The sequence below is a fragment of the Solirubrobacter soli DSM 22325 genome (assembly GCF_000423665.1).
GTDB lineage: Bacteria > Actinomycetota > Thermoleophilia > Solirubrobacterales > Solirubrobacteraceae > Solirubrobacter > Solirubrobacter soli.
In genome coordinates this window covers 20,191-35,907 of record NZ_KE384071.1, presented here as the reverse complement: position 1 = coordinate 35,907, position 15,717 = coordinate 20,191, and the positions used below count along the sequence as shown (strand labels likewise).

The 15,717-nt window shown below is 73.1% G+C and carries 11 protein-coding genes; 7 read left to right on the top strand and 4 right to left on the bottom strand.

Features of this window, described 5'->3' with window-relative positions; all coding sequences use genetic code 11:
• The first annotated feature begins 84 nt into the window (after window positions 1-84).
• Together ftsH and G569_RS59725 are read left to right on the top strand one after the other, a co-directional pair.
• Window positions 85-1,959, top strand: a complete 1,875-nt coding sequence (gene ftsH, locus G569_RS54490; protein ID WP_157592549.1) for an ATP-dependent zinc metalloprotease FtsH — start codon at window positions 85-87, stop codon at window positions 1,957-1,959.
• Entirely contained in the window at window positions 1,956-6,908 is a 4,953-nt protein-coding gene (locus G569_RS59725; RefSeq protein WP_053227504.1) for a hypothetical protein, read from the top strand. Before ftsH ends, G569_RS59725 begins: the two co-directional genes overlap by 4 nt.
• 15 nt (window positions 6,909-6,923) lie before the next feature.
• Here the strand turns inward: G569_RS59725 and G569_RS54480 are convergent, their stop codons facing one another.
• Both G569_RS54480 and G569_RS59720 read right to left on the bottom strand, forming a co-directional pair.
• The gene (locus tag G569_RS54480) at window positions 6,924-8,891 is read right to left on the bottom strand and encodes an ATP-binding protein (protein ID WP_053227503.1); all 1,968 of its coding nucleotides are present in this window, start codon (window positions 8,889-8,891) and stop codon (window positions 6,924-6,926) included.
• On the bottom strand, window positions 8,892-9,434 hold the full coding sequence (locus G569_RS59720; protein ID WP_053227502.1) for an eCIS core domain-containing protein: 543 nt from the start codon (window positions 9,432-9,434) through the stop codon (window positions 8,892-8,894).
• Window positions 9,435-9,663: 229 nt separating this feature from the next.
• Between G569_RS59720 and G569_RS0135995 the strand changes: the two genes are divergently transcribed.
• Genes G569_RS0135995 through G569_RS54470 form a run of 3 tightly spaced genes read left to right on the top strand, consistent with a single transcriptional unit; the run spans window position 9,664 to window position 12,210 of the window.
• Window positions 9,664-10,206 (top strand): hypothetical protein, encoded by a 543-nt coding sequence (locus G569_RS0135995; protein ID WP_028067004.1) that lies wholly within the window; start codon window positions 9,664-9,666, stop codon window positions 10,204-10,206.
• 28 nt (window positions 10,207-10,234) lie between these two features.
• The gene (locus G569_RS0135990; RefSeq protein WP_028067003.1) at window positions 10,235-10,657 is read left to right on the top strand and encodes a MarR family winged helix-turn-helix transcriptional regulator; all 423 of its coding nucleotides are present in this window, start codon (window positions 10,235-10,237) and stop codon (window positions 10,655-10,657) included.
• Window positions 10,654-12,210 carry an MFS transporter gene (locus G569_RS54470; RefSeq protein ID WP_053227501.1) on the top strand — a complete coding sequence of 519 codons (1,557 nt, stop codon included), beginning with the start codon at window positions 10,654-10,656 and terminating at the stop codon, window positions 12,208-12,210. The genes G569_RS0135990 and G569_RS54470 overlap by 4 nt, the downstream gene beginning before the upstream one ends.
• On the opposite strand, the gene G569_RS63305 is transcribed toward G569_RS54470, so the two are convergent.
• Window positions 12,207-12,833 carry a nuclear transport factor 2 family protein gene (locus tag G569_RS63305; protein WP_028067002.1) on the bottom strand — a complete coding sequence of 209 codons (627 nt, stop codon included), beginning with the start codon at window positions 12,831-12,833 and terminating at the stop codon, window positions 12,207-12,209. The two genes, G569_RS54470 and G569_RS63305, sit on opposite strands and share 4 nt — an antisense overlap.
• Window positions 12,826-13,485, bottom strand: coding sequence for a hypothetical protein (locus G569_RS0135975; RefSeq protein ID WP_028067001.1), 660 nt, complete (start codon window positions 13,483-13,485; stop codon window positions 12,826-12,828). The genes G569_RS63305 and G569_RS0135975 overlap by 8 nt, the downstream gene beginning before the upstream one ends.
• Before the next feature lie 121 nt (window positions 13,486-13,606).
• On the opposite strand from G569_RS0135975, the gene G569_RS0135970 reads away from it, so the two are divergent.
• Both G569_RS0135970 and ftsZ read left to right on the top strand, forming a co-directional pair.
• Window positions 13,607-14,359 carry a ParA family protein gene (locus G569_RS0135970; protein WP_028067000.1) on the top strand — a complete coding sequence of 251 codons (753 nt, stop codon included), beginning with the start codon at window positions 13,607-13,609 and terminating at the stop codon, window positions 14,357-14,359.
• Window positions 14,352-15,710 (top strand): cell division protein FtsZ, encoded by a 1,359-nt coding sequence (ftsZ, locus tag G569_RS54465; protein WP_064750534.1) that lies wholly within the window; start codon window positions 14,352-14,354, stop codon window positions 15,708-15,710. The genes G569_RS0135970 and ftsZ overlap by 8 nt, the downstream gene beginning before the upstream one ends.
• Window positions 15,711-15,717 lie beyond the last annotated feature (7 nt).

The window sequence follows — 15,717 nt, the reverse complement described above, 5'->3', positions numbered from 1 at the left end:
GCCTGGACATCCGTCTATTCCGAAAGACGGTCACGACACACCGACGTAGAGTGCTGCATTGGCTTCTCGCTTTTTGACCATTCCGTGCGCCTTCCCCGATTCTCCATCGAGCCGCTCGTGGCGGCCTTCGCCGCGCTCGCGGCCGTCCTGCTGATCGTCTTCATCGTGCTCCTCGGGGCCACGCAGCCGCGCTCGAGCGGCGCGGAGGTCCCGTACTCGCGCGTGCAGCGGCTCGCAAACGCGGCGCAGGTCCGCACCGCGGTGCAGCTCGACTACGACCATCGCGTGCTCGTCACCGACCGCTCGGGCGAGCGGTTGTGGGCGACCTACCCCGCCAACGGTTCGCTGCAGGACCAGCTCCTGAACGAGATGACGACGAAGGGCGCCGCGGTCACGATCGACGCGCAGAGCGGCAAGCAGGCGCGGCGCCTGATCGTGCAGGTGCTGCTGCCGATCCTGATCCTGTCGGCGCTGTTCGCGCTCTTCATGCGGCTCAGCCAGCAGTCCGACGCGGGTGGGATGGGCGCGTTCTCGCGCTGGCGCGGGCGCCGCTCGGCGCTCGGTCCGGGCGCCGAGGGCGGGCCGTCGTTCAAGGACGTCGCGGGTGCGGGCAGCGCCGTCGCCGAGCTCGAGGAGCTGTGCGACCTGCTGCGGTACCCGGACCGCTACGCGGAGCTGGGCGCGCGGCCGCCGAAGGGCGCGCTGCTCGTCGGCCCGCCCGGTACCGGCAAGACGCTGCTCGCGCGGGCGACCGCGGGCGAGGCGCACGCCGCGTTCTTCTCGGTGTCCGGCGCGGAGTTCGTCGAGTCGCTGGTCGGCGTCGGCGCCGCGCGCATCCGTGACCTGTTCGCGAAGGCCCGCGCCGCCGCGCCCGCGATCGTGTTCATCGACGAGCTCGACGCCGTCGGCCGCAAGCGCGGCGCCGGCGTCGGTCAGGGCAACGACGAGCGCGAGCAGACGCTCAACCAGCTGCTGGTCGAGATGGACGGCTTCGACGCCGGCCGCGGCCTGATCGTCCTGGCCGCGACCAACCGCCCGGACATCCTCGACCCCGCGCTCCTGCGCCCGGGGCGCTTCGACCGCCAGATCACCGTCGACGCCCCTGACGCCGAGGGGCGGACGGAGATCCTCGAGCTCTACCTCGCGGGCCGGCCGGTGACCGAGGACGTCGTCGCCGCCGACATCGCCCGCCGCTGCCCGGGGTTCACCGGCGCCGAGCTCGAGAACGTCGTCAACGAGGCGGCGCTGCTGAGCGCGCGGGGCGGGCATCACGCGATCGCCGTGCACGACTTCGACGAGGCGATCGCACGGGTCGTCGGCGGGCCGCGCACCGAGACGCACGTGTTGAGCGACGACGAGCTCGAGACGATCGCCGTCCACGAGGCCGCGCACGCGGTGGTGGCCGCCGCGCACGGCGACGGCGAGCAGATCCACGGCCTGTCGATCGTCGCCCGCGGTCGCCGGCTCGGGCGCGCGACGGCGCTGCTGCTCGACCGCGACCGGACGGTGCTTCGGCGCAGCGACCTCGAGCGTCAGCTGACGGTGACGATGGCGGGCGCGGCCGCCGAGCGGGTGGCCTTCGGCGAGGTCTCCACCGCGGTCAACGAGGACCTGCACACCGCGACCCAGCTCGCGCGCTCGATGGTCACCTCCTTCGGCATGTCCTCGCTCGGTCCCGTGACGATCGGCGAGCACAACGCGGAGGTCTTCCTCGGCGCCTCGCTGCAGGAGCTCGGCAGCGTCGGCCCCGCCACGCTCGAGCGCATCGACGCCGAGACGCGCACGATCGTCGAGGCGGCCGAGCAGCGCGCGGCGCAGACGCTGCAGGCGAACTGGGGCGTCGTCGCGGCCATCGCCCGCGAGCTCGTCCGCTTCGAGACGCTCGAGGGCGCCGCGCTGACCACGCACCTCGGCGACGTCCGCGCCGTGCCGACGAGCAACGGGAACGCCGCGCCATGAGCGCGCCGCGCGCCCGGGCCGGCGTCGCCGGCCGGAGCCGCGCCGGGCTTGTCGGGCCGGGCGACGACGCCGCCGGCGTGCGTCGCGCCGGAGTGGTGTCGTCGGGCGGTGAGGGCGCCGGCGTGCGTCGCGCCGGAGTGGTGTCGTCGGGCGGTGAGGGCGCCGGCGTGCGTCGCGCCGGAGTGGTGTCGTCGGGCGGTGAGGGCGCCGGCGTGCGTCGCGCCGGAGTGGTGTCGTCGGGCGGTGAGGACGCCGGCGTGCGTCGCGCCGGAGTGGTGACGCCGGGCGGCGGCGCCGGTCGTCGCCGCGCCGTGTGGCGGCACGCGGCCGTCGGGCTGGCGCTCGCGCTCGCCGCCGTGGGCGCGGCGCTGGCGTTCGCCGCGGACGATCCGCCCGCGGCGGCGCCTGCGCTTCCCGCCGGGGCGCAGCCGGAGGTGCCCGGGGCGGCGCGGACGCTCGTGCCGTTCGGGGTCGAGACGACGGGCGACGGGCCGCGGGCGTGGGCAGTTGGGCAGGCCGGCGGGCGGACCGTCGTGCTGCGGCGCGCGCCGAGCGGGGCGTGGGCGTCGGCGGCGCTGCCCGTGGGCGGCCGGCCGGTCGGCGGCACCGCGCCGCAACATGCCGGGGAGATGGCCGCGGATGGGCACGGCGCGCTGCTGCTCGCCGAGCCCGATCAGGACGCGCAGCTGCTCGTCCGCGCGCCCGGCGAGAGCTTCGTGGCGGCACCCGCGCCGGAGCTGGCGCCCGGCGAGCGGCTCGTCGCCAATCCGACCCGCCCGGACGCGCAGGCGCTGCTCGCCGTGATCGGTGGCGCGGAGCCCGCGACGCTGCTCGCGCCGACCGACGCGGCGGGCATGACCGCGGCGGTGCTGCGGCTGGACGGGACGGGCTGGCATCGCGAGCCGATCGACGCCGACGCGCCCGTCCGCGCGGTCGGGCTGGCGGCAGCCTCACCCACGCGCGCGTTCCTGCTCGGCATCGCGGGCGACCGCGTCGTCCTGCTCCAGCGCGACCCGGAGGCGGGGCACTGGGCGCCCGTCACCGTTCATCAGGCGCTGCTCGCCGGCGAGCCGCTGCCGGAGGGCGTCGCGGCGGTCACGGTCGACGCGCCGCCGGCGGACCCGCTGACGGTGACGCCCGACGGCGTCTGGATCGACCTGCGGGTCACGCCCGCCGGGGCGGCGGCGCCGATCGACGTCTCCGAGCACATCGCGATCAAGGACCCGCCGGCGCCCGCCGAGACGCCGACGGCCACCGCCACCGCCACCGCGACGGCGACCGCCACGGCGACCGAGACCGCGACGGCGACGGCGACCGCCACCGAGACCGCGACGCCCACCGCGACCCCGGAGCCCGCCGAGAAGCTCGACGGCCGCTGGTGCGACGTCCCCGAGCTCTGCACCCACCGGCTCGGCTTCACGTTCGCCCGCGGCGGGCGCGGCTATCGCTCGATCGCCGGCCCGGCGACCGCCTCCGCGCCGTTCGGCGTGCGCGAGATCAGCGCGCCGGTGGACGCCGGCGTTCCCGCGGACGCGCGCGCCCGCGACGCGGTCCGTCAGGGCGGCTACGCCCAGCTCGTAGGCGACCGCTTCGTGTTCCGCGGCGGCATCGGCGACGACGGCACGTCGACGACGCAGGCGATCGCGTTCACGGCGGACGGCAGCATCGGCTTCACGGGCGGCACGCAGGCCGTCGGGGCCGCGACCTCGGCCCAGCGCCCGGCGGTCGACTCCCCGGCGCCGACGCTCAGCGACGCGCTCATCTCCGCCGCCCCGGCGCCGAACGGCGACGGCCGCGTGCTGGCGATCTCGCGCCAGGGCGCCGCCGTCCTGTACGCGCCCGATCGCGGCTGGTCCTACCCGGACACCGGCCTCTCGCCCGTGGTGGCGAACGGTCGCCTCGCCCAGCTGCGCGCGATCGTCTGGCCGCGCCCGAACCTGATCATCGGCATCGGCAGCGCCGGGGCCCTGGTCACGGCGCTGCGCGATCCCGTCCCGTTCGACTTCACGACCGGGGGAACGGACACGCGCGGCTCGGTCGTGACCTACGAAGGCACCCCCGTCGAGGCCACGTTCCTGGCGATCGCCTGCACCGTCAGCGACCCGCTCGAATGCACGGCGGTCGGCCGCGACGGGCTGATCATGCGCGGCGACGGGCGCGACTGGCACGTGGAGAAGCTGCCGAGCAGCGCGCCCGAGCACACGGACATCACGAGCGTCGCCTACGACGGGCGGACGCCGCTGGTGGCGACCACCGACGGGCTCTACCAGGGCGGCACCGACCGCGCGTGGACGCGCGACGAAGCCCTCCGCACGGCGGCCGAGTCGGCAGGCCAGCCGGTCGCCGTCACCCGCGTCGCGACCGAGCCGGGCGGCGGAACCGTCGTCGACGGGCGCTTCGAGCGCGACGCGCCCACGGCCGCGTGGCGGGCGACGAGCGCGCCGCTGGACCTGTACCCGGTCGCGATCGCCGCGTTCCGCGAGGGCGACCACGTGCGCACGATCGTCTCCGCCAACGACACCGTGCTGCCGCTGCCCGAGCCGCTCACGGAGCCGACGGCCGGCGGCGGCACCGGCGACGGGGATGGGCCGGACGGGCCGGACGGGCCGAGCCGCGTGCTCGTGCCGCTCGACGCCTCGCCCATCGGCGCGGTCGTGCTGCGCGAGACCGCCGACGGCTGGCTCGACCTCGACGGCTCCAGCTACCAGACGTCAGGCGGCCGCGACCTGCCCGAGACCACGCCGAACACCCGCGCGTTCGTGCTCGACGCCGACGGCACGGGCTTCGCGCTGGGCGGCATCTCGGGCACCGTGACCGACCCGCGCGAGCCCGATCCCGTGGTCGGCCTCTCGTCCGTTCGCCGGCTCGACCACGGCGCCCCCGCGCCCCCGGCCGGGCCGGCGCCCGAGGCGGCCGAGACCGGCACCGTGCCCGGCGACGTCGTACGCCTCGCCGTCGGCGGTCACCCCACCTGCCTGGACCGCTGCACGGGCGGCGCGGGCCAGGGGCTGACGCCGGACGTCCACCTCGGCACGGCGGTCGCGCGCGTGAAGGCGATGGCCGGCGCGGGCAACGGCCCGGCCGCGCTGCTCATCGGCGGCGGCCGCGCCTCGCGGGGCGGCGAGCCGCTGGACGAGGCGGGCGCCCGCCGCTACCGCGAGCTGGCCGGCGGCGCCGGCGTGCCGACGTTCGTGCTGCCCGGCCCGGGCGACGGCACCACGGGGTTCGCCGCCGCGTTCGCCGACGCCGCGGCGCCCCAGGGCACCGCGCCAGCGCCGGACACGATCGACGTCTCCGGCATCACCCAGCCGCCGGACGCGGCGCCCGGTGGCCGGCGCGTCTTCGCCTTCGACGTGCGTGCCGCGGCCGGCGTCGTCCGGGTCGTGGCGATCGACAACGCGGCGGGCCGCCTCGCCGGCGGCGCCGACGGTCCGCAGGCGCAGTGGGTGCGCGAGGTGATGGCCGACGCACAGGGCAGCGGCATCCCGGTGGTCGTCGTCGGCAGCGCCTCGCTCGACGGCGCGCAGCGGATGCCACGCGCGGAGGACGCCGACGACGAGCTCGCGCTGCTCGCCGGCCACGCGTCGGCGTACGTCGCGACCGCCGGCATCGACGACCCGCACGACCAGCACTTCGGCGGCGTCCTCAGCCGGACGGACGTCACGCCGCCGGGCGCCGCGGCGCCGCTCGCGGTCTTCCAGTCCTCGACGCTCGGGTACACCGCGTCGCGCTCCTCGGTGGAGTTCGAGGACGACTTCGACGAGGCGGAGTTCACGCGCCAGACCAACGCTGCCCTGCTGTTCATCGACGTCGTCATCGGCGGGTTCGACCCGCAGACCGGCGTCGCGCCGGTGCGGGCGATGTCGGAGCCGCTCGTCGAGTCGCTCGCGCTCGACCAGTCGCTGCGCAGCTATCCGGTCGGCTTCGCCCAGCCGCTCTCGGTCACGGCCGCCGACCCGGCGCAGATGCGCTTCCTCCAGCGCGACGAGGAGTCGGGAGAGCTCGTGACCACGCGCGCCTACACCGGCGTCCTGCTGCCCACGGACCAGTGCGTGTGGTGGTCGGACACCTGCAGCAGCGTCGTGCCGACCGACATCGCGTTCACGTCGTCGGACGTGAAGGTCGCCCGGTTCGTCGCCGCCCGGCGCGGGCGGGAATCGCGTGGCCGCCCCGAGATCATGCTCGACTCCAGCGGGCATGTGATCGACGACCCGCGCGGCGTGTTCTGCCCGCTGACGCTCGGCGGCACCAACGTGACCGTCACCGCCGCCGGACAGCGGGTCGCGGCGCCGATCCAGATCGTGCCGCTGTCATTGATCGGGCTTCCGGACGACATCAAGATCACGCCGATCGCGCCCGGCACGTGCGGCTTCCCGGACATCGTCTACAACCGGCCCGACAAGCCCGCGGAAGCGGCCCCGCAGACGCCCGCGCCGAATCGGCCGTTCATCCCGGTGCCGGGCCTGCCGCCAAGCGTGCAGCCGCCGGTCCCCGTACCTGTGCACCACGCGCCGCAGCCGCCCGCGCCCGTGGTCCCGCCCGCGCCCGTCCCGCCCGCCCCCGCGCCGGCCTCGCCGCCGATTCCGCCCTTGACCCCGCCGCCGGCCGCCGCCGTCATCCCGCCCGTCGTGGCCGCCACCAAGCCGCCCGCGCCTCCGGCCCCGCCCGCGCCGCCGTCCGGCCTCGCGGTCCAGTCGGCACCCGCGACCCAGGCTCAGTTCTTCCAGGCGGCGCAGGTGCAGGAGCAGCGGCGGGTCGAGCACGCCTTCGAGGCCGACAGCGCGGCCGTCGCGTACGCCCACCCGCCGTCACCGCTGCCGTGGGAGATCCTCGGCGGAGCCGCCGCGATCGCGCTGATCGCCGCCGGCGGGACGCTGGCCGGCCGCGCCCGCCGCCCCGCCCTCGCCCGCGCCACGGTGAGCGAGCCCCCGCGACGCCCCCGAACCTAAAGGGGCCTGACCCCTTTATCTACGGGACGCGCCGACCTTGATCAGGTCGTGGAAGCGCTCGAAGTCCGCTTCGAGGGTCAGGCGGCCCTGCTTGCCGTACTCCTGCGCGACGGCGCGCACGAGGTGACGCATCGAGATCGCGCCGTCGTCGTCGGCGGCCTGGAAGGCGGCGGCGAGCGAGCAGTTGCGGATCGCGCCGCCGGAGAGCTTGAACTTCTCGCTGAGGAAGTCGAGGTCGATGTCGTCGGCCTTGGGCGCCTCGTCGGGCAGCACGCGCTCCCAGATCCGGCGCCGGTCCTCGGGCTCCGGGAACGGGAAGTCGATCACGAAGTCCAGGCGGCGGACGAACGCGTCGTCGATGTTGCGGCGGAAGTTGGTCGCGAGGATGACGGCGCCCGGGTAGCCCTCCATCTTCTGCAGGAGGTAGGCGACCTCGATGTTCGCGTAGCGGTCGTGCGAGTCGCCGACCTCGGAGCGCTTGCCGAACAGGGCGTCGGCCTCGTCGAAGAACAGGATCGCGTTCGAGCCTTCGGCGGCCCCGAAGATCCGGTCGAGGTTCTTCTCGGTCTCACCGATGTACTTGGACACCGTGGTCGCGAGGTCGACGCGGAAGATCTCGAGGCCGAGCTCGGCGGCGATCACCTGCGCGCCCATCGTCTTGCCGGTGCCGGACTCGCCCGCGAACAGGACCTTCAGGCCCTGCGTGCGCGCGACGGTCTTCTCGTAGCCCCAGTCGCTCAGGACCCGGTCGCGATGGCGCAGGTAGGCGCTGATCGACTGCAGCAGCTCCTTCTGGCGCTCCGGGACCACGAGGTCCTCCCACTTGTAGCCGGGCGGGAGCCGCGCCGCGAGCTCGCCGAGGCGCGAAGACGACGCCTGTCGCGCGCCGGCGTCGAGGTCCACGCGCTCCGGGCGATCGACGCCGCGGGCCGTCGCCGACAGCCGCGCGACCTCGGAGGCCTCGACGATCTGCGTCATCGACAGCCGGAACTTCGCGGCCACGTCCTCGGACTCCAGCGAGCCCGTCAGGTCCGCCCATGCCTGCGCGCGCTCGCCGAACGAGGGCGACGTGGCCTCGACCAGAAGCACGGTGCGCTCGCCGAGCGCGAGCGCCGCGGTGCGCGTCGGCGCGGCGAGGATCGTGCGCTCGGGGCGCGTCTCGATCGAGCGCAGCAGCCGTCCGCGGTCCGCGGGCTCGACGTCCTCGAGCCCCTCGAAGACGACCAGCCGGTCCTCGAGCGCCGAGACCAGCGCGGCCTCGGCCATCACGTCCCGGTCGGAGATGTCCTTGACGTGCACGGCGACGAGCTGCTTGCCGCACGCCTTGACGATCAGCGTGTCCGCGTCGGGTCCGGCGAGCACCACGGGCAGCGTGCTCGGGCGAGCGAGCAGCGCCGCCATCAGCTCGACCGCCTCGTTGCGACCGGGGTCGTGCGCGGGATGGTTGACCATCCGCAGCCGCGTCGGCGCCGGCGACTCGTCCATCCGCCCGCCCAGCAGCACCGCGGCGAGCCGGTCGGCGACCTTGATCGGACGCTCGGCCAGCGGCGTCTGCGCGTCCCCCATCAGTTTCAGCGCCCCGCGGTGGCGCAGGCGCCCGTCCGCGTCGAACGCGCCCATCACGTCCGCGGGGGAGAGGCCTTCGCCCTCCAGCAGCTGGCCGACGAGCCGCGGGCTCGGGAGCTTGCGCGTGACGTCGTCCTGCAGGTACGCGTACAGGCGCCCGTAGCGCGGGTTGAGCTCGGTCGCCGCGCAGACCGCGAGCACCGCGGCCTCGAGCAGGTCCAGGCCGAGTGCCTGCACGACCTCCTGTAGGCGCGCGTCGGCGTCGGACACGCTGTCGCCCTGCGTCAGCCGCAGCGCGACCTCGTCGGAGATGTACAGCCCGCGGAACGGGTCGCCGGGATCGGGGTCCGAGCCGGCGACGCGCTCGACCGCCGCCATCACGCGACGGTCGATGAAACCGAATGAGATCTCAGCCACTTACGTGATCTTCTCAGCCACGGCATCCGCCTCGTTCTCCATGGCGTCGCCAGGATTCGAGACGGTGAGCGGGCCGCTGGTCGGCGCCCCGCGCTGCTGGACGACGTGCGCGAGCTCGTGCGCGATCAGCTTGTCGCCGTCCGACGTGTTGGGCTTGTACTCGTTCTGCGCGAAGTAGACGTCGGTGCCGGTCGCGAACGCGCGAGCGGAGACCGCGTGATTGAGGTCGTGCGCGGTCGAGTCGGTGTGCACGCGGACATCGGAGAGGTCGCCGAGCGAGGGCGACAGCTTCTGCTGCACGCCCGTGTCGAGCCCGGCTCCGCCGCCGCGCGTGGAGTCGATCTTGGACTGCACGCTCGAGTGGACCTCGCCGTTGGCCATGATCCCCGCGCCCTGCGAACGCGCGATCGCGCCGCCGAACGCCTGGTTGCCGACGTTGGAGACGAAGTCCTTGAGTGGGCCGGCGGGATCCTCGGCGGGTTCCGGCTTGTGCTCCGGCGCCCGCGGTTTTTCGTGTTCGTGGATGCGCTCGGTATCACTCACGCAACCGAGGATACGGGCGGGATGTCGGTGGACGCAAGGCCGATTGGGCGGTCCGTTCGGGCGTATGTATCCTCGGCCACATATGGACGGAACTGCCGGAAACCAGCGCAGAGCGTCGGGCATCGAGATCCTCGGAGTCTGGCTGCATATCTGGACCGCGCCGCGTGACGTCGAGGTCCCTCCGGTCCCATGGCGCAAGGTCGCGATTTTGACCGGCATAGGCGCTTTGGTGGTCGGTATCGCCCTCGCGGTGATGATCCCGCGCATCGACAACGGGAAGACCGAGCGCGCCCGCGCGAGCGCCGCCGAGCAGGCCCGTCTGCGCGCCGCCAACCGCGAGCGCGTGATCAAATTGCAGCAGCCACGCACCGGAAGGTTCGCTTCGCTCAAGCCTGCCAGTGACGCCTCGCCGGCGGAGGTCGCGAGCGCCCGCGCGCAACTCGTGACGAGCCTCCAGAGCGCGATCACCGCCGACGCCCAGAAGCGTGCCGCCACCGGCGAGATCTCCAAGGTCCAGGGCCCGACGACCTGCACGCACGCGGCCGGCACGCCCGAATCGGGCTCGACGGGCGTGTTCGACTGCTACACGGTCGTCCGCAAGGTCCCGAAGGTCAAGACCAACGTCGCGGGCTCGATCGGCTACCCGTTCCGCGCGGTCGTCGACTACAAGACCTTCGCCTACGCCTTCTGCCGCACCGAGCAGTTCCCGGGCGAGCAGCTGATCCCCGATCCCCGCACCGTCGTGGAGATCCCCGCCGCCTGCCGCGGGTAATTCCATAGCCACGCTATATTGCGTGGCTATGGAAAACCTCGCGGACGAGTTGGACCACCGCCTGACGGCGCTCTGGCATGCGCTCGGCCGGCGGGGCAAGCGTGAACTGAGCCGCACCGCCGCGTCCGTCCTGGCGACGCTGCGCGACGCCGGCCCGCGCCGAATCACCGAGCTCGCCGAGCGCGAGGCCGTCGCCCAGCCGACGGTGACCACGCTCGTCGGCCGGCTCGAGCGCGACGGGTTCGTGGAGCGCCGTCAGGACCCCAAAGACGCGCGGGCGGTGCTCGTGCACCTCACCCCGCAGGGCCTCGAGCGGCTCGACGCGATGCGCGCCGCCCGCGAGGCACTGCTGCAGGCGCGCCTGAGCACGCTGACCGACGACGAACGAGAGGTACTCGCAGCCGCGCTGCCCGTGCTCGACAAGTTGATGGAAGAGGGAACTGGAGAATGAGCCTCAAGGACCAACCCAAGGCCGTGTGGGCCGTCGCCTTCGCGTGCGTGATCGCGTTCATGGGCATCGGCCTGGTCGATCCGATCCTGCCGGTGCTGGCGCGCGATCTGAACGCCACGCCGAGCCAGGTGTCGCTGCTGTTCACGAGCTACTTCGCGATCACGGGCGTCTCGATGCTCGTCACCGGGTTCGTCTCCAGCCGCATCGGGCCGCGCAAGACGCTGCTCGCCGGCCTCGTCCTCGTGATCGCGTTCGCGGCGCTCGCGGGTGCGTCGGGCTCGATCCCCGAGATCGTCGGCTTCCGCGCCGGCTGGGGCCTGGGCAACGCGCTGTTCATCGCCACCGCGCTCGCGGTGATCATGGGCAGCGCGTCAGGCGGCGTCGGCGGCGCGATCATCCTCTACGAGGCCGCGCTCGGCCTCGGCATCGCCTCGGGCCCGCTGCTCGGTGGCTTCCTCGGCGGCATCTCCTGGCGCGGCCCGTTCTTCGGCACCGCGGCGCTGATGGCGATCGCCTTCATCGCGATCCTGATCCTGCTCGACGAGATCCCCAAGCCCGCGCGCAAGGTCGGGCTGACCGAGCCGCTGAAGGCGCTGCGGCACCGCGGCCTGCTGATCACCGGCCTCGTCGCGCTCTTCTACAACTTCGGCTTCTTCACGCTGCTGGCCTACACGCCGTTCCCGCTGAAGATGGGCGCGCACGCCCTCGGCGCGGTCTTCTTCGGCTGGGGCCTGCTGCTCGCGTTCACGTCGGTGTTCGTCGCGCCGCGGCTGAAGCGTCGCTACGGCGTCGTGACCACTTTGGGCGCGATGTACGGCGCGCTCGCGGTGATCCTCGCCACGATGGGCTTCGGCGAGGGCGTCCCGGCACTGCTCGCGGTGATGGTGATCGTCGCCGGCGCCGTGCTCGGCGTCGTCAACACCGTGCTGACCGAGGCCGTGATGCGGATCGCGCCCGTCGAGCGCCCGATCGCCTCCTCCGCGTACTCGTTCGTCCGCTTCGCCGGGGGCGCGGTCGCGCCGTGGCTGGCGGGGAAACTCGCGGAGTGGGTGGCGCCGGACGCGCCGTTCTTCGTCGGGGCCGTCGCGGTCGTCGCGGCGCTGCTCGTGCTCCTCGCCGGCCGCGCGTACTTCGCCGAGACCGAGGAGGTCGAGGCCGCGGTCGCGCCACAGCTCGTGGCGCCCGTGCTGGTCGCCGTCGACGGCTCCCCGCGCGGCATCGCCGTGACCGCCGCCGCGGCCAAGCTCGCGAGCGAGCGCGGCGCCGCCGTGCAGGTCATGCACGTGCACGAGACCGACGTCCTCTCCGAGCAGGCGGTCGACCGCGAGTCGCGCGAGATGGCCGCCGCCGTTCTCGCGCGGCGGCTCGCGCAGCTGCAGGAGGCGGGCGTGCAGGCGGGCGGCGAGGTCGTGCACACCTACGGCGATCACGAGGACGCGGTGCAGGCCGTCCTGAACCGGGTCGACGAGATCGGCGCGCAGGTCGTGGTCGTCGGGCGCAAAGGCCGCGTGGCCGCCCGGGCCAAGGTGCCCGTGGTCGTGGTCCCCGCTTAGTTGCGGGTCATCAGGCCGTCGTCGTAGAGCGAGTTGACGACGGCCTGCTCGACGCGGGCGAGCCGCATGCCGTGGTCGACCTTCATCAGGTCGCGCTTGACGATCTCCCGGCAGAAACGCTCCGTGTACTCGGCCTTCGCGCGATCGCTCCACGGCTTCCACTCCGGGTCCGCCAGCGTCAGGCGCGAGTAGCCCCACACGCAGTCCCCGACGGCGGACGTCTTCGCCCGCGGCTCGTCGGAGTCGATCCGCCAGCGCCCCTTCTCGCGCACGAGCTTGACCTCGCCGGAGAAGCTCAGCAGCGGGGACGGCCGGACCTTGACCGTGGCATAGATCCCGTGCACGCGGACGCTGACGATCCTCGGCACGAAGCGGTCGCGGACGAGTTTCGGGACGCCTTGAGCGAACAACCGCTCACCCAACGCCTGCGGGCAGTTGACGCCGCGCTCCTTGACGACGTGCAGCCGCGCGTAGGCGCTGAACAGCCCGCAGGTGTGCGCGTCGTCGTTGGCCAGGATCGAGTCGTAGTAGGCGCCGACGGCCTGGCGGATCTGCGGCGTCGGGCCGGCGGTGCCGCCGCACCCGGCCAGCACGACCAGCGCCAGGACGAACGCCCTACGCACGCTGCGCCTTCAGGTTCTCGGCGTCGCGGAAGGACAGCTTCCCCTCGTCGTAGAGCTCGGTGATGATGTCCCAGTCGAGCTTGTCGTAGTCGCGCTGGGTCGCGTCGTCGGGCAGGCGTGCGACGCGGTCGCAGTAGCGGTCGGCGTACTCGTTGAGCGTCTGGTCGGCGAGGTCGCGCCAACCCGGGTTGCGCGTCGCGTTCTGGATCGTCTTGACGTAGCAGCGCGAGTACGCGGTGTCCCGATACACGTGCGAGAGGTCGAAGAGGAGTTTCCAGCCGGTCGGTTCGCGGACCATCTGCACGCGCGGCGAGGGGTCCTTGACGTGATCGTCGGGCTTCAGTCCGACCGTCGCGCGGTTGCCGCGCACGTCGATCCAGATGATCTGCGTGCGACGGGCGCGGAGCGGTTCGGGCGTCGCCTTCAGAGCGGTCCGCATGTGGGGGACGCACTCCTCCTGGTTGACGCGCCGGATCGCGATCCGCGACGCCATCGCCAGCACGGCGCACACGCGGGTGGCGTCTCCGGCGAGGTTGGCGTCGTCGTACTCGTGGATCGCGTCGCGGACCTCGCGCTCGGCCGCGGCGGGGCTCGGCTTCGGCCTGGAGGTGGCGTGCGCGGCACCGCACCCGGCGAACGAAACGGCGAGCAATCCCACAGCAATCAACCGCATCGAGGTGCATGTGCCCGCGTCGGCCCGGGAGGAATCCTCCGGCGCGGGGCGAACGAGGGAGCCTGATGGGGTTCCCTGCGACAGTTGAATGGAGCATGCCGTGGCCAAGGTGATCGCCTTCGCCAATCAGAAGGGTGGCGTGGCGAAGACGACGACGACGCTGAATCTGGCGGCGGCGTTCGCGGAAGAGGGTCATCGGGTGTTGTGCATCGACCTGGATCCGCAGGGCAACCTGACCATGTCGCAGGGCATCGACCCGGAGGTCCTCGAACAGTCGATGTTCGACGTCCTCGTGCACGACCTGCCGATCGTGGAGGTCATCCGCCACTGCGAGGTGGACGTCGCGGTGGCGTCGATCGACCTCGCCGGGGCCGAGATCGCGATGTCGGTGAAGATCGGCCGCGAGCGCTCGCTGGACAAGGCGATCAAGCCGGTCGAGGAGTTCTACGACTTCGTCTGCATCGATACGCCGCCCTCTCTGGGACTCTTGACGGTGAACGCATTGACCGCGGCCGACAAGGTGATCGTCCCCGTGCAGTGCGAGTATCTGTCGATGCGGGGCCTGCTGCAGCTCCAGAACACGCTTTCCATGATCCGCGAGAACCTGAATCCGACGGTGGACATCATGGGCATCCTCCCCACGATGGTGGATACGAGGACGCTGCACGCCAAGGAAGCGATCGAGATCCTCGAGGAGAACTTCGGGGACCGCGTGTTCGGGGCCCGCATCAAGAAGACCGTCCGTTTCGCGGAAGCGCCCGTGAAGGGGATGTCCGTCCTCAAATACGACCCCAATGGGCAGGCGGCAGACTCGTATCGCCGGCTGGCGAAGGAGGTGCTCCAGAATGGGTAGCGGCAAGCGGGCGAGCATGCGGGAAGGCCCGTTGGCCAACCTGTTCCGCAAGACGGAGACGGAAGGGCTCGAGGAGCCCACGCCGCAGCCGCGGGCCGAGGAGCCCACCCCCACGCCGGATCCGGTCGTGCCCGAGCGGGCGACCCCTACGCCGCAGGAGCGGCTTCGTCACGCCTTCTCGAGTGAGATCCCCGGAGACATGATGGCCCCGCCCGAAGAGCCTGTCCGCCACGTGCCACCGCCCGCCGCGGACGACTATCAGTGGGGCTCGGTGCGCGAGCCCGCGCCCGGCCAGCCGCAGCTGCGGGTCGTCGGCGTCGGCGGCGGCGGCGTGAACGCCGTCAACCGGATGATCGAGGCCGACGTGAGCGGCGTCGAGTTCATCGCGCTCAACACCGACGCGCAGTCGTTGCAGGCCAGTGACGCGCACGTGACGCTCCAGATCGGCGCGGACATCACGCGCGGGCTGGGCTCCGGCTCCGATCCCGAGCGCGGGCGCGCGGCGGCGATGGAGGACTACGACCGGATCAAGTCGCTGCTCAAGGGCTCGGACATGGTGTTCATCACCGCGGGCGAGGGCGGCGGGACCGGCACGGGCGCCGCGCCCGTGGTCGCGCGGGTCGCCCGCGAGCTCGGCGCGCTGACCGTCGGCATCATCACCAAGCCGTTCGGCTTCGAGGGCACGCGTCGCCTGCAGGCGGCCGAGACCGGCATCAAGGCGCTGGCCGAAGAGGTCGACACCCTGATCGTCGTCCCGAACAACAAGCTGCTGTCGGTGCTCGACAAGCAGACGTCGATGGTCGAGGCGTTCCGCGTCGCCGACGACGTGCTGCGCCAGGGCGTCCAGGGCATCTCGGACCTGATCACGCTCCCGGGCCTGATCAACCTCGACTTCGCCGACGTGCGGACGATCATGTCCGAGGCCGGCAACGCGCTGCTCGGGATCGGCATGGGCTCGGGCGAGAAGCGCGCCGTCGAGGCGGCCGTGCAGGCGACCTCGTCGCCGCTGCTGGAGACGACGCTGGACGGCGCGAAGTCGATCCTGCTGTCGATCACCGGCGGTCGCGACCTGTCGCTGTGGGAGGTCAACGAGGCCGCCCGCCAGGTGCAGGAGACCGCGCATCCGGACGCCAACATCATCTTCGGCGCCATGGTCGACGAGAAGCTCGAGGACGAGGTGTGGGTGACGGTCGTCGCGACCGGCTACGGCGACGCGCCGGCGGTGCGCACGGAGCGCTCTTCGCTGCGTGAGCCGATCGGCGAGCCGCGTGTCACCCGGACCCGCGAACCCGAACGGACGCGCGCTCGCGCGACCGACGTGGACGTGCCCGAGTTCATGCCACGATTTTGAAGTAAGG